A 14798-nucleotide genomic window follows, 5' to 3' on the forward strand; every position below is an offset into this window, starting at 1 on the left:
CATAATTTCATAGTCTTTCATATCTAAAATCTATAAAATTAAAGTTATAAGAATATTCTGTAAAGGGTGAAGACATGAAGTGGATTAATAATCTAGAGAGCTTTCCTTATCCATTTAAAGGTTCAACCTACCGCTACTCCAATAACTCTATACCTATGAAGACGCCATTTTGTGTTGAAGTCACTCCAGATTATAAAGAAGAGATGCATTTTAAGCGTACTCTTTTGAATCATCATGCTGAACGCTGCTATCAATCACTACCACACACCATTACTGGACAGTGGGAGACTGTTGAGCTGGTGATTGATCATCTTGCTGCTCAGTATCCAGATCAGTTTTCGGTAGAAAAAAATGGTTCAAAATGGACATTTAACAATAAAATTTTAGAAGAAAAGCAGGAGTTCACGTTTGGCGGTGAATCAACATTGCCTGAGGAGCCTTTAGCTTTTATAAGCAGGCACGTGCAAGAGGATTTAATACTTATGATGCAGCGGGACGGTGATCTGTATCTCGATGCAGGTCAGCTTTGTTTTCCTGCTAACTGGTCGCTTGCGTTTAACTTAGGCATGAAGTTTAAGAGCATTCACCACCCAATTCCCGGATTTAAAGAAGAAGGACTGGATGATCGAATTCTGCAATTCCTTATGAGGCTTGAAGCTGGCAACCCATGGGAGAGGAAAAACTGGTCGCTGATGGCTGGAGACAGGCTGGACACTTCCCTTGAGACATTTGATCAGTGGGGGAAACTTCGTAAACAGGTGACAAAAGAGAATGCAGGAGAGCTTGTTCATATTCGTGTAGAAGTGCAGAAGCTGTTCAGATTGCCTCGAACGAACGGTATTCTTTTTACGATTCACACTCATTTGCTTTCTCTAGAAAAATTAGCTTCTAACCTCGAGTGGCTGAAGCAGTTTTATGAAATTCTTTCTGAACTGCCTCCACACATTACAGAGTACAAAGGGATTTCCTTATATAAAAAGGCTGTGCTGGATTATTTAGAAGAACAACTGGAAAGCGGGAAAGTTCTATGAGCAGTGAAGCGATTTTTGTTCCCGGTAAAAGAAAGTATGCATTTTGTGGAGATCAACATGGCCTAATGCTTTTTAGCAGTGTAATAGAGCGAGTGAAAGAAGAAGAGTTGTTACATGAAATCTTTTTAATTGAAGGGGAACCAGAGTGGTCGCAGCTGTCCAAATATTTAAAAGACCAAAAGATGGGGACGTATCTTTATGTGGGGCTGCCAAATGATCAATTATTGCAAGCAAAGCTAGTTTCAGAGGCCATGGGATTTTCGGATGAAGAAGCACAGTACATAGGCTACGGTGAAAAAGTGATGAGGGTCTATTGCTGCCGGTGTCATGGAATTAATGAAATGAAAAATGCTGAGGAAGAAATTTTGTGCAATCACTGTGGACTGGAGCTATCTGTTTCAGACCATTACTCAGTTTATCATAACGCCGTCTTAGGTTATGTCGCAAAACTTTAGGAGTGAATGCATTGTATAAAGAAAAAACAATTCCTGTAGTGATTAATGATATTAAAGAAGAGACTAAATTTGTTAAAAGGTTTACTCTTGCCTCTGTTGATGGGAAGCCACTCCCTAAGTTTAGCGGCGGTGCTCATATTTCAACGTATATCAAGGATGAGGAGCTGCTTGTAAGACAATACTCTTTAACTAGCAGTCCCGATTATACGAAACACTATCAAATCGGTGTCCGGTTAAGTGATGCTTCCAGAGGCGGTTCTCTTTATTGGCATCAAAAGATGAAGGTTGGCGACAAGCTGCATATCAGCTATCCAAAGAATCATTTTCCCCTTAGCTTTAAAGCGAAGCATCATGTTTTTTACGCAGCTGGTATCGGAATTACCCCGTTTTTATCGATGATGAATGAACTTCATTCTAGAGGTTCTTCATTCGAACTTCACTATGCCTCTAAAACGGAGGAAGCTTGTGCATTCTATGAATTTCTTAAAGAGCATTATCCAAAACATTGCCGCTTTTATTTCTCTAATAAAAAGCAGCGGATTACTAAATCTTCCTTAGAAGAACACCCTATCGGAACTCACGTCTATTTTTGTGGTCCTGAGTCATTTATATCAGACCTTACTGAGTCAGCGTATCAACTAGGGTATCCACCATCTGCTGTACATATGGAACGGTTTGCCCCGCCGCAGCCTAAAGATATGCAACCTTTTAATGTACAACTAAAAGATGGAACTTTTGTTGAAGTTGCGGGGGATCAGACTTTGCTTGAGGCACTCCTGAACAAGGGAATTAAAGCACCTTATTCATGCAGTGTTGGCAGATGCGGTACATGTGAACTCAAGGTTGTAGAAGGTGAAATCGCACACTATGATTATTTTCTGAGTGAAGAACAAAAACAAAGCCATTCAAGAATCTTAACTTGTGTTTCACGTGCGAAGTCAGATATGTTGGTGGTAGATGTTTAGTCTTAAAGGAGTGTCACTTAGTGATTTATATTCAATGTACGAAAAAGTTATTGGAACAAATTAAAGCACCAGCAGAAAAAGTGGATGTTTCTGATGTAGATCCTCTTTATTGCTGGCATGCAAATATCTTTGTTCACAATAGAAAGAAATGTGTTCTAGTCATGAATAATCATACTAGATATAACTTTTTATTATATGGACTAAAAAGTAGTGATTTTAAGAACTTTACTGACGTTGTTATTCAGGGAATTCAGGAGAACTTATTAGCTGATGGATTTGATAGAGCAATTATTGAAGAATATCTATTAAAATGTAAAGAATCTTCTATTACTACAACGAGTGAGAGATCTATTAACAGCCAGATTAATGAAATGGTTATCTATTGCGAACTCTCTTTAAATCAATTTAAAGAGAATAACGAGATTCCTGATTTAAATAAACTCAACCGTAAGCTAAATAAATACATCATGATGAAATTGCCACAACTTTATCCTGTAGAGGCTATGCAGGAAGTGTTTAATAATAGTTTATCAGATAGAAAATTTGAAGCGAAGAAGACTGAATTGAACCCACGCAAGTATTACCAAGTAAAAATTACTTTAGAGCATATTCAACCAGTCATTTATCGAAGGCTTCTGATACCAGATCACATCCCTTTTACAAAGTTCCATAAGATTATCCAAACCGCTTTTGGCTGGGACAATCAGCATCTGTATTTATTTGATCTGCCTGATTGCTATATTAAAGAAAAAGATCCTTATTCTTCTTTTGATAAGGTGGAGAAGCATCCCGTTAGTGTTAGAATTGATGACTATATGAAAGTGAAAAGTTCGTTTATGTATGAATATGATTTTGGTGATTCATGGCGTCATATCATTAAAGTTGAAAAAGAAGTATTCGTAGAGGATGATCCAGGATATCCTTATTGTCTAGAAGGAGAACGGAATTGTCCTCCTGAAGATATTGGCGGACCAGGCGGTTATGAATATTTTGTATCTATTATTAAAGACCCAGCTCATGAAGAATATGAACATATGATGCGATGGGCAGCGGAAGTTACTGGTGAACGCAATTTTGATCCAGAATATTTTAATTTGAAAGAAATTAACCGTAAACTAAAGAAGATAAAAAGCTAATCTTTTTTAAAAAAGATTAATCAGGTGTATAATTTAAGAGTTCAAACGTTGGTGTGAGTCTGTCTGGAGCTATTTCAGCAGACTTTTTTATTTCATACAGCAAGGAGTTTTCTGATTGAAGCACCGAACTCTATTGGTTTATCTTGTCGCTTTTGCCGCTTTCCTTGGTCCTTTTTCACAGACCATTTATGTTCCTCTCATTCCAGAGGTGACAAAGGAACTTCATACTACTTCTTTTTTAGTTAATTTTTCGATTTCCATTTATACAATTTTCTTAGCACTCATGCAGATGGTTTATGGGCCGCTAACGGATTCTATAGGACGGCGGAAAGTAATGCTGGCTGGTATCTTTATCTATTTGGGCGCAACGATTGGCTGTTTTCTTTCCGGGTCTATTGAGTCCTTGTTAGTTTTCCGTTCTTTGCAAGCAGTTGGTATTGCAGCGGGTTCTGTTGTTGCTGTAACGGTTATAGGTGATTTATTTGAAGGGAAAGACCGTATTCAGCCTATGGGAACCTTTCAAATGATGGTATCGCTTGGTCCGGTCCTCGGCCCAGTTGCTGGGGGGTTCTTAAGCGGTTCGTTTGATTTTCATATGATCTTTGTCGCTTTATTTTGTGTTGGGTTGATCGTTTTAGCAGGTAACTTTGTTTATTTGAAAGAAACTAAGCCAAAAGCAAATAAGAAACAAAATTTTAAGTTCACAGATTTTATTAACATTCTAAAAAATCGAATTGGATTTTCAGTAATCGGAATCGGTTTTATCCAATACTACGCGCTGTATAACTTCTTGGTATTTTTACCCGGAATTATGAGCGAACGTTATGGCTTATCTGCAGAGCAAAAAGGACTTGTATTTCTTCCATTATCACTGGGAATTGTTGTTGGAAGCTTCATCGGCGGAAAGCTGCGAAACTTTGACGAAAGAAAAGTAGTTGTAGGCACTGCTTTTCTTAATGTCCTTTCACTATTGTTTTTCATCTTGGTATCAGATGTTTCACTAAGTATGTTAATTGTGTCTATTAGTTTATTTGGATTGTTTTTGGGGATGTCTCTGCCTGTGCAGACAGCATTGCTTACACAGGAATTTCAAACGAACCGTGCGACTGCAATTGGCGCATATAATTTCTTTCGCTATATGGGGATGTCAATCGGACCGCTATTAGGAAGCTTTCTATTCCACATAGGAAGTTATGATTTAGCATATGGATTTGTAGATGCTATCTTGTTATTGTTCGCCTTGATAATGAGCAATCAACTGATAATGAAACAAAGATCATTTCAATAGATTCGGAATGGCTTTTTCTGGGTATATTGAATGAGCTCGGTTCTTGCGGTAAGCTAAGGTTAAACAAATGTTAAACAAGGGAAGATAAAAATTATGTACCTTACAATAAAAGAAACGGCAGAATATCTGTCTATGCCTGAAGAGGTTGTCGAAAGTTTAATTCAGCAAAAGAAAATCCGTACAATCTTTGACGGAACACAGCATCTGATTAACAAGGAGCAGTTCAACACACACTTTGAACAGCTTGAAAAATATAAGAAATTAGTAGAGGAATATTTAAGTGAACCGATTCCAGAAGACTGGGATGCAAAGGATGAAGATTAAAGAAACCTAAAAATTGTAAAGACGTCAACATCGATATATGATAGAGAAAAATGGCAGATTGGGGAGAGTGTAAAAGAAATGCATAGAGACAAGGAACTGCATTCTTTTTTAATAGATAAGACATGGCAAATGACCGAGGAATGGTATGCTTCAATCGATAAAAGCAAAGCCGCGGGGGTCTATGCTTCTACAAATCCTGAAACCATTGCTACACTAAAAAAGCAGAATCATGAATTTCACCTGCATTTTTGTGAGGTTTTTGTTAAAGAGGAGTCCAAGTTTCTAAGAGACTTTGAACAATGGGTAGTCATGATTGCGAAGGATGATGAGCACTTAAATACACCTGTGACCGTAATCATGAAAGAATTCTTTAAAGTCCAAAGACAGTATCTTGAATTCGTTAAAGAATTTGTGAATCTTCATGAAGGTAAATATTCTCAGAATGTTGTTGATTCTTGGAACGATGTGATTATTAATACCTTCAATAAAATTGTTACTTGGTTCGTTGAAGAAAACCAAAAGTACAGCGAAGAGAAATTGATTGCACAGCAAGAAATGATTAATGAATTGAGCTCTCCGGTAATTGCTCTCAATAATCATATGGGTCTGCTTCCGTTGATCGGTGTGATTGATACGGCAAGGGCAAAGCTTATTGTAGAAAATACATTAGAGCAATGTTCTGAAAAAGGAATCTCACATCTTTTAATAGACTTATCAGGTGTTCTCATAATTGATACGATGGTTGCCCAGCAGATTTTCTCTTTAATAGAAACGCTCGGATTAATCGGCGTAAAATCTACACTATCAGGAATCAGACCTGAAATTGCTTTAACTGCAACGCAGCTCGGACTCTCTTTTGACCAAGTTTCTGTTAAATCAAATCTGGCACAAGCACTTGCTTCAAAAGAAAAATAATCTTTTTTACTAGACTGGGTCAAACCTGGTCTTTTTTCATGTCTTCTTTTCATAGATATAGAGTAGGGTGAAACATTTCCAGTACATATACGTTAAAATGAAAATAGAATGCTAGATTCTGGGGGGATTTGCTTCGGTGAAATGGATAATAAGAGTAGTATTTGTGACCTTGTTAGGATTTCTAGTTTTTTTAATTATAGATGAGATGAGAAAAAAGAATGTGCCGATGCCAACTGAGATTCACCCGATCGTTGCTGAAAAAAGAGATCAGCTGATTCAGAGAGCTGCCCAAAAAGGCATTACGATTGTGATAACAGATGATTTCCGTTCAGCGGAAGAACAGGATGAACTTTATACGCGCGGAAGAAGTACGGAAGGAACTGTTGTGACACATGTAGAAGGCGGAGAGTCTTATCACAATTACGGTCTTGCCATTGATTTCGCACTTCAGTTGAAAGACGGAACGGTCGTGTGGGACTTGGAGCGGGATGATAATAAGAATGGAAAGTCCGATTGGATGGAAGTTGTGAGTATTGGAAAAGAGTTAGGCTTTGAATGGGGTGGAGATTGGGTTGGTTTTAAAGACTATCCTCATCTAGAGATGGATTTTGGCTTAAGTATACGTGAGCTGCAGTATGGGGAAAGACCTCCAGCAAGATAGGACAGACATTGTCGAAAAGCCTATAAATTCATTTGAAGGATCATAAAAAGTGATGAAGGCTCATAAATTTCATTTTGCTCATGAATAAGCTATATAAATTAAATTAAAAAGCAGGTTCCCAGACGGAAACCTGCTTTTTATATGTCATTAAAGCTTAAACGAACTCTTTAATGAAACGATTTGGTTAAATACGATTTTATCTTCTGTTGTATGCTTTGGATCTACATTGAAGTAGCCGTGGCGGAAGAATTGGAATTTATCATGCGGCTTCGCGTTCTTCATGTTCGCCTCGATAAATCCTTGTTTTACGATAAGAGAATCTTTGTTCACGTAATCCAAGAATGTTTTACCTTCGCTGTCTTCTTCGTTTTCCATGTCAGCATCCAGAATTAGTGGCTCATATAAACGGAACTCGGCTGGAACGGCTTGTGTAGCTTCAACCCAGTGAAGTGTTCCTTTTACTTTACGTCCAGTAAAACCAGTACCTGACTTCGTTTCAACATCATACGTACAATGAAGTTCAACCACGTTGCCGTCTTCATCTTTTATGAAATCTTCGCATTTAATGAAGTATGCATGCTTTAAACGTACTTCGTTGCCAGGGAAGAGGCGGAAGTACTTTTTCGGAGGATCTTCCATAAAGTCTTCACGCTCAATATAGATTTCACGGGAGAACGGTATTTGGCGCGTTCCCATTTCTTCGTTCTCTGGATTGATCTCAGCTTCCAGCATTTCAACTTGTCCTTCAGGATAATTCGTAATGACCACTTTAAGCGGATCAACAATACCCATCGTACGAGGTGCTTTTACTTTTAAATCTTCACGGATGAAGTGTTCAAGCATCGCTGTATCAGCAGCACCAGAACCTTTTGATACACCAACAGCTTTTACAAATTCAACGATTGACTCAGGTGTGTAGCCTTTTCGGCGTAAACCAGAGATCGTTGGCATGCGCGGATCATCCCATCCGTCCACATATCCTTCATCTACAAGCTGTTTTAGCTTACGCTTGCTCATTACTGTATTGATCAGACCTAAACGGCCGAATTCGATTTGCTGAGGCTTGCTTTCCATCTCGCACTCTTCCACTACCCAGTTGTAAAGAGGGCGCTGGTCTTCAAACTCAGTTGTACAGAGCGAGTGAGTCACACCTTCAATTGCATCCTCGATCGGATGAGCGAACGCATACATCGGATAGATGCACCAAGTGTCACCAGTGTTGTGGTGAGTAGCATGAGATACGCGGTAAATTACCGGGTCTCGCAAGTTAATGTTTGGCGAGCTCATATCGATTTTGGCGCGAAGAACCTTCTGTCCGTTTTCGAACTCGCCTTTACGCATACGGTCAAAAAGATCCAAGTTTTCTTCAACTGAACGGTTTCGGTAAGGACTTTCTTTACCAGGTTCAGTCAGTGTCCCGCGGTACTCGCGGATTTCATCAGCCGAAAGATCATCAACGTACGCTTTTCCTTTTTTAATTAGGAGTACAGCGCGCGTGTACATTTCTTCAAAGTAATCGGATGCATAACGAAGGTTTTCCCATTCGAACCCTAGCCATTCAACATCTTTCTTGATAGCATCAACGTATTCTTGATCTTCTTTCAATGGGTTTGTATCATCAAAACGAAGGTTCGTTTCCCCGCCGAACTCATCTGCGAGTCCGAAGTTAATGACGATCGATTTTGCATGTCCAATATGAAGATATCCGTTAGGTTCTGGAGGGAAGCGTGTAATAACTTTCTTGTGCTTTCCGGATTCCAGATCGCTTTGGATGATTGTTTTAATAAAATTAGAAGAACTATTCTCCATCCCGTATCAAGCCTTTCCTTATATGTAAACTAAAGTATACTTTACATTATAACAAAAATAATTTTCAACTAAACGTATTCTTTTATTAGATAGGGATTATATTTAACTGCTCTTATCCTTATAATGATTAAAAAATTATCAAATGAACGGTGGGATTACAAATGAATGTCATTGACTTACATTGTGATGCATTATTGAAACTCTGGGAAACAAAAGGAAATTTGCGATATGCCGATGCACCTGAGCTTTCAACAAATAAAGAACGTCTGCAAAAAGGAAAAGTAAAGGTTCAGTTCTTTGCGATCTTTGTAGAACCTTTCATACCATCAGATCAAAAGTTTCAAGCTGCTCTAGATCAAATTAATTACTTTTACAGTGAGGTTCTTGGGAAAAATCCAGAGATGAAACATGTGAAGGATTGGAGTGAACTTGCCGCTATAAAAGATGGTGAAATCGGTGCCGTGCTGACGCTTGAAGGTGTTGAAGCGATCGGGGATGACCTTACTAAGCTGAACATCCTTTATCAGCTTGGCGTTGGTCTGATTGGACTTACTTGGAATCATGCAAATCTTGCGGCTGACGGGGCAAAAGAACCGCGCGGCGCAGGACTGACCTTGTTCGGAAAAGAAATCGTTCAGTTTAATAACAAACATAAAATTCTGACCGACGTATCCCACTTATGTGATCGGGCATTCTGGGACGTAATGGAGATCGCGAAATACCCGTTAGCGAGCCATTCAAATTCTCGTGCTTTGTGTGATCATCCACGCAACTTGACTGATGAGATGGCAAAGGAAATGTTCCAAAAAGGTGGAGTTGTTCATGTTGTATACAATCCTCCTTTTACAAAAAGTGAAGGTTCTTCCAGTATTTCTGATTTAATTAAGCATATCGATCATTTCTGTGGGCTTGGCGGTGTGAAGCAGATTGGACTTGGATCAGATTTTGACGGGATTGCTTCACATATCGTGGATCTAGAGGACGCTTCTAAAACACAGAACTTGATTAATGAACTTTTAAAACATTATTCAGAAGACGAAGTAAAAGGATTTGCATATCGAAACTTCTTAAACTATCTTCCAAATTAAAATACTAGAGGTGTAAGGTAATGAAGGTTCGGGACAAAGGAATATTGATCGGAACGCTTTCTCCAGGGAACAAAAACTGTATAACAGATGTAGATGGTGTAAAGGTCGGTCATGTCACGCTCGATTATCCGATTAATGATACAGATTACGCGTGCACAGGTGTTACGGCAATCTTGCCTCATGATGGCAACCTTTTTCAAGAAAAATTTATAGCAGCAAGCTATGTGATCAATGGTTTTGGTAAAACAACGGGGCTTGTTCAGCTGAATGAACTGGGAGTTTTGGAGTCTCCGATCATGCTGACCAACACGTTTGGTGTGCCGGCTATTACGCAAGGAACGTTGCAGTACATGCTGGAGCAAAACCCTGAAATTGGTGACACGACAGGAACAGTGAACGTCGTTGTAGGAGAGTGCAATGACAGCTATCTGAATTCAATCCGCCATTTCCCTGTAAAACCGGAGCACGCGATCGAGGCAATAATTAAGGCAACGATGGAAACTACGGAGGAAGGTGCAGTCGGGGCTGGAAAAGGAATGATCTGCTTTGGTTATAAAGGCGGAATAGGAACCTCTTCGCGCGTCGTATCTGAAAAATACACGATAGGCTGTCTCGTACTCACTAATTTTGGCAAGAGGGAAGAATTTAAATACTCTCATTTAAAAGGTGATGAGATAGAAGGGTTACCGGAAACGAGTGATGGCTCCATTATGATCGTCCTGGCGACAGATGCTCCATTAAGCGACAGACAGCTTTTACGAGTGGCTAAAAGATGCGGGATTGGACTTGGCCGAACTGGCAGCCACTTTGGAAATGGCAGCGGGGATATTGTGATTGCTTTTTCCACGGCACACAAAATCGCTCATTTTAATGAAAAAGAAACTGAAATACGCACTCAGCTGCGAGAAGATCTTCCTATAATGAACGAACTCTTCTCGGCTGCTGCAGAAGCAACAGAAGAAGCCATACTTAATTCGTTATCTCAAGCCGAAATGACAACAGGCCGAAATGGGCATTCTGTTTCAGCTTTTCCTTTTAGACGAGTTGAGTAGGACACCGCGTGAAATGTAAGACAGTTAGCGTGGAACTCACCCTCTTTTGCGTGAACGTGTAATAAAATAAAAGAACATGTACCGTAAATACAAGAATTGGCCGCCTAAAATGAATGAGGCGGTCTTTTTGCGCCTTCTTTTATTCACTGTCCTTGCATAGCTTTTATGGAATAGATAGTGAAAGGAGCTTTGCGATGTATTACAGCCAGCCGGGGTATCAAAATATGGGTTTTAGGCAGCCTAATGACCGAACAAAACCAAATCGATTAACCGTTACAGGCGAAGGTACCGTTTCAGCTGTACCTAATCAGGCGATGATAACAATCGGGGTAATTACCGAAAACATGAATCTAAGTACGGCACAAAAAGAAAATGCTGCTAAGACATCTGCTGTTATTAATGCATTAATGTCATTAGGGATTTCTCAGCAGGATATTCAAACTTTTTCTTACCGGATTGAACCGCAGTATAACTACGAAAACGGTCAGCAGATATTTCGCGGATATCGGGTGGAACATCAGCTTCAAGTAACTTTAAAAGACATTAGCAAAACCGGTCAGGTGATCGATCAAGCTGTCGCGAGCGGTGCAAATTCTGTTTCGTCTATTCAGTTTACTGTATCGAATCCAGATGCTTTTTATAATCAAGCGTTAACTGCAGCTATTCAAAATGCGCAGCAAAAGGCAGTGGCTATGGCGAGAGCTCTGCAAGTCACGCTCCAGCCTGTTCCGATCGTCGTTCAGGAATTGTCACAGCCTTTGCCGCCCAGTCCTGTTCCTTTTCAAGCAGCAACGCTGGCACAAGGAGCTGGAACTCCGATTCAGCCTGGGGAAAATAAAATTACTGCTACTGTAAAAATCGAATACACGTATAGCTAGGACAGGTATAAATTGACAACTTCTATTTCCGCGCATTATACTTAACCAAATGGTTAAATATAATGCTGAAAATTTGAATGATGTGTTTTCTGTTTTGTCAGACCCAACAAGAAGGAGTATTATCGAGCAGCTGTCAAAGGGAGAAAGGAGTGTCCAGGAGTTAGCAGAGCCTTTTGATATGTCGCTGCCTGCGATCTCAAAGCATTTAAAAGTTTTAGAGAATGCAGGTCTTGTAGCGCAAAGGAAAGAGGGGCGTTACCGGTACTACTCTATAAAACCAGATTCGATGGATGGCGCATGCGAGTGGATGGACGCTTTGAAACAGTTATGGTCAAGATTTGAAGATATGTTTGGCTGCAGTAATAACAAAAAGCAGTGATTAATGTTTGGAGTGTGAAAAATGGAGTCTCAGCAAGAAATTATTAAAGTGCAGGGATTGGTCAAACGATATGGAGATTTCACTGCGGTGGATGGCAGTGAGTTCTCCGTACATAAAGGTGAAGTGTTCGGTCTGCTTGGACCAAATGGTGCTGGAAAAACAACGACACTTGAAATGCTGGTCGGGCTTCGTAAGCCAGATGAAGGTACAGCAATTGTAGGCGGGTTTGATATTACTCGTGAGCTCGATAAAGTGAAAGAAGTTATTGGGGTTCAGCTTCAATCTACAACACTTTTTGAACTTTTGACGGTTGAAGAAATCCTTCATCTGTATGGCAGTTTTTATCGTGAGCACATATCGATTCCAGATCTGATTGAAGACATGCTATTAACAGAGAAGAAGAACAGCCGGATTAAGGGAATGTCAGGAGGCCAGAAGCAGCGTCTTGCAATTGCTCTGGCACTCGTTCATGATCCGCAGATTATCTTTTTGGATGAACCGACAACAGGGTTGGATCCGCAAGCCCGCCGGACGCTGTGGGATATTATCTTGCGCTTAAAAGAACGGGGTAAAACGGTCGTGCTGACGACTCATTACATGGACGAAGCACATGTTTTGTGTGACAGGATTGCGATTATGGATCAAGGTAAGCTTATTGCTCTCGATACGCCTGGTGAGCTCGTGAAGAATCTTCAGTCCGATAGTGCAGTAGAGTTCCGTTTTGATGAAGAAGCGGATGTGGTGCTAGAAGAGATTGAAGCCGTTAAACAGGTAGGAAGCCAGAAAGATGTACATATCCTTTACACGGATGACCTGCAAAAAACGCTTACTAGCTTAATAGCTACAGCTTCTGAAAAAGAGCTGAAGCTGGTTGATCTGCAAACAAGAACGGCAACGCTTGAAGATGTATTTATTCATATGACAGGAAGAAGGTTAAGAGAAGGATGAGAGCATACTACCAACTGACTTTAGCCCAGCTCCGGATTTTCCTTCGAAACCGGCAAGTATTGTTCTGGACGCTCGCTTTTCCGATTTTTTTAATGATTATGCTCGGGTCGTTCTTAGGAAACGGAAACGGCATCTCTTTAACGGTCGCCGTAGTTGATCAAGACAACAGTAAGCAGTCGAAGGTTTTAGTGGAGGAACTGAAAAAAAACAAAGCGATTTCACTTGAGAAAAGTTCGGATGAAAAGGATATGTTAAAACAGCTGAAAGATGGTGACTTGCAATTAGTTGTAACCATTCCTGAAGGCTATGGCAACAGTGTGTCTGCTGGAGATAATGATAACCCGTTCAAACTGCCAGTTTATTATAATGAGACGAATCTTACCGTTTCACAGGTAGGACTGCAGCTCGTGAATAATGCGGTAGATACAATCAGTAAAAAACAAGTAGATTACAAGCCTGCTGTTGTGACAGATTCTAAAGGTGTTGAAGCCTTGAACCTACGTTACATAGACTTCCTTGTACCTGGAATCGTTGCGATGATGATCATGAGCAACAACATGAACGGTGTGGCCGGCCAGATTTCCTCATGGCGTGAGCGCGGAATTTTGAGGAGGATGCAAGGGACGACGTTGAAGGCATCCACATTTATTGCAGCTCAAATAACAGCTCGATTTATGCTGAACGGTTTGCAGGCAATGATCGTGCTTGGTGTTGCCTGGGCGGCGTTCGGAATTGAAGTTCGCGGGTCTTGGCTTACGGTCATTGCGTTCGTAACACTCGGAACGTTAGCATTCATGGCTATAGGTTTTATTATTGCAGGTATCGCGAAAACTCCTGAGAGTGCTGGACCGATCGCAGGATTTCTGTCCTTTCCGATGCTGTTCTTGGGCGGGGTATTTTTCCCGATAAAAGATATGCCGGAGTTTCTGCAGCCAATCGTTCAGATTTTGCCGATTGCACATCTCAGTCATGCACTTCGGGAAACGATGAACGTGGGGGCATCATTCATGGACCTCGGCATGGAAGCTATTATTCTAGGCTGCTGGCTCGTTGGAGCGTTTATTGCGGCAAGCTTTACGTTTAAGTGGGAGTAATTTAATAGAGAAAGAGGAGAAAAGATGGAGACACAAAACTATAAAAATCATGCACGCATGCATCCGATCTATCATTATGTATTGAGTTTGCTGGTAGTTGGGGGACAGATTGCAAGTATCGTTTATCTATTTAAAACAGAGGATACTTTTTTAGGGGTACTTTTAATGGTGATGTCACTGAGCTTGGCTGTTACTTTTGCTCTGCTGCGTTTATATCCATTGAAAGCACAGGACCGTGCAATTCGTGCTGAAGAGAACTTGCGTTATTATGTGTTAACAGGGAAATTGTTAGACGCGAAGCTGACTCCCGGACAGATCGTGGCATTGCGTTTCGCGCCAGATAACGAGTTTCCGGGATTAGCAGAAAGAGCCGCAGTAGAAAACATGAAACCAAAAGAAATTAAACAAGCGATTAACAACTGGAAAGCGGATCATTACAGAATCTAAGGAAAAAAAGCAGATTATAATCCTTTTCATATGAAAAACGAGGCTCAAGAGGGCGATTGTTCCCTGTTGAGCCTTTTTTATGGTGTTTCTAAATACGAAAATCTAACACCTTGAGCGAAAACCAGCACGGTAAGGGTGGTTCGACAAGCATCTTGAGCTAAAACCAGCATGTTACGTGTGGTTCGACAAGGATTTTGAGTGTAACTCAGCTTTTCTGAGCGAACGTGTAATAAATAAAAGAACACGTACCGTAAGTCGTTATTTACAATATGCAGGATTATCCGATCCTTATAAGGAATAACCGCTTTAAATTAAATTTGAAACTTTT

16 protein-coding genes are annotated in these 14798 nt (G+C 40.3%); 15 read left to right on the forward strand and 1 reads right to left on the reverse strand.

Going from position 1 to position 14798, the window contains the following annotated elements; translation table 11 throughout:
• Positions 1 to 74 precede the first annotated feature (74 nt).
• From ACFW35_RS17420 to ACFW35_RS17455, 8 genes are all read left to right on the forward strand, one after another.
• Positions 75 to 1031: a heme-dependent oxidative N-demethylase family protein gene (locus ACFW35_RS17420; protein WP_379847723.1), complete on the forward strand. Its 957-nt coding sequence runs from the start codon at positions 75 to 77 to the stop codon at positions 1029 to 1031.
• The gene (locus ACFW35_RS17425) at positions 1028 to 1486 is read left to right on the forward strand and encodes a dimethylamine monooxygenase subunit DmmA family protein (protein WP_379847725.1); all 459 of its coding nucleotides are present in this window, start codon (positions 1028 to 1030) and stop codon (positions 1484 to 1486) included. The genes ACFW35_RS17420 and ACFW35_RS17425 overlap by 4 nt, the downstream gene beginning before the upstream one ends.
• Positions 1487 to 1497: 11 nt before the next feature.
• Positions 1498 to 2451 carry a PDR/VanB family oxidoreductase gene (locus ACFW35_RS17430; RefSeq protein ID WP_379847726.1) on the forward strand — a complete coding sequence of 318 codons (954 nt, stop codon included), beginning with the start codon at positions 1498 to 1500 and terminating at the stop codon, positions 2449 to 2451.
• 20 nt (positions 2452 to 2471) lie between these two features.
• Positions 2472 to 3587 carry a plasmid pRiA4b ORF-3 family protein gene (locus tag ACFW35_RS17435; protein ID WP_379847728.1) on the forward strand — a complete coding sequence of 372 codons (1116 nt, stop codon included), beginning with the start codon at positions 2472 to 2474 and terminating at the stop codon, positions 3585 to 3587.
• 115 nt (positions 3588 to 3702) lie between these two features.
• On the forward strand, positions 3703 to 4875 hold the full coding sequence (locus tag ACFW35_RS17440) for an MFS transporter (RefSeq protein ID WP_379847729.1): 1173 nt from the start codon (positions 3703 to 3705) through the stop codon (positions 4873 to 4875).
• Positions 4876 to 4968: 93 nt separating this feature from the next.
• Entirely contained in the window at positions 4969 to 5199 is a 231-nt protein-coding gene (locus ACFW35_RS17445; protein WP_066285947.1) for an excisionase family DNA-binding protein, read from the forward strand.
• Positions 5200 to 5277: 78 nt separating this feature from the next.
• A complete protein-coding gene (locus ACFW35_RS17450) occupies positions 5278 to 6114 on the forward strand; it encodes an STAS domain-containing protein (protein WP_379847731.1) in 837 nt (278 codons plus the stop codon).
• A 169-nt stretch (positions 6115 to 6283) separates the two neighbouring features.
• Positions 6284 to 6775 carry a M15 family metallopeptidase gene (locus ACFW35_RS17455; RefSeq protein WP_379847920.1) on the forward strand — a complete coding sequence of 164 codons (492 nt, stop codon included), beginning with the start codon at positions 6284 to 6286 and terminating at the stop codon, positions 6773 to 6775.
• 147 nt (positions 6776 to 6922) lie between these two features.
• Here ACFW35_RS17455 and ACFW35_RS17460 read toward each other — a convergent pair whose 3' ends face one another.
• Entirely contained in the window at positions 6923 to 8584 is a 1662-nt protein-coding gene (locus ACFW35_RS17460; RefSeq protein WP_379847732.1) for a glutamine--tRNA ligase/YqeY domain fusion protein, read from the reverse strand.
• Positions 8585 to 8745: 161 nt separating this feature from the next.
• On the opposite strand from ACFW35_RS17460, the gene ACFW35_RS17465 reads away from it, so the two are divergent.
• From ACFW35_RS17465 to ACFW35_RS17495, 7 genes are all read left to right on the forward strand, one after another.
• On the forward strand, positions 8746 to 9672 hold the full coding sequence (locus ACFW35_RS17465) for a dipeptidase (protein ID WP_379847734.1): 927 nt from the start codon (positions 8746 to 8748) through the stop codon (positions 9670 to 9672).
• Positions 9673 to 9692: 20 nt separating this feature from the next.
• On the forward strand, positions 9693 to 10724 hold the full coding sequence (locus ACFW35_RS17470; RefSeq protein ID WP_379847735.1) for a P1 family peptidase: 1032 nt from the start codon (positions 9693 to 9695) through the stop codon (positions 10722 to 10724).
• A 194-nt stretch (positions 10725 to 10918) separates the two neighbouring features.
• Entirely contained in the window at positions 10919 to 11602 is a 684-nt protein-coding gene (locus ACFW35_RS17475) for an SIMPL domain-containing protein (protein WP_379847737.1), read from the forward strand.
• Positions 11603 to 11651: 49 nt separating this feature from the next.
• Positions 11652 to 11981 carry an ArsR/SmtB family transcription factor gene (locus ACFW35_RS17480; protein ID WP_425590102.1) on the forward strand — a complete coding sequence of 110 codons (330 nt, stop codon included), beginning with the start codon at positions 11652 to 11654 and terminating at the stop codon, positions 11979 to 11981.
• A gap of 21 nt (positions 11982 to 12002) precedes the next feature.
• A complete protein-coding gene (locus ACFW35_RS17485; protein ID WP_379847740.1) occupies positions 12003 to 12929 on the forward strand; it encodes an ABC transporter ATP-binding protein in 927 nt (308 codons plus the stop codon).
• The gene (locus ACFW35_RS17490; protein WP_379847741.1) at positions 12926 to 14023 is read left to right on the forward strand and encodes an ABC transporter permease; all 1098 of its coding nucleotides are present in this window, start codon (positions 12926 to 12928) and stop codon (positions 14021 to 14023) included. The genes ACFW35_RS17485 and ACFW35_RS17490 overlap by 4 nt, the downstream gene beginning before the upstream one ends.
• Positions 14024 to 14047: 24 nt before the next feature.
• Positions 14048 to 14470 (forward strand): DUF6526 family protein, encoded by a 423-nt coding sequence (locus ACFW35_RS17495; RefSeq protein ID WP_379847743.1) that lies wholly within the window; start codon positions 14048 to 14050, stop codon positions 14468 to 14470.
• Positions 14471 to 14798: the final 328 nt, after the last annotated feature.

Origin of the sequence: Fictibacillus sp. NPDC058756, assembly GCF_042746035.1 — a bacterium.
In the GTDB taxonomy this organism is placed as follows: Bacteria; Bacillota; Bacilli; order Bacillales; family Fictibacillaceae; genus Fictibacillus.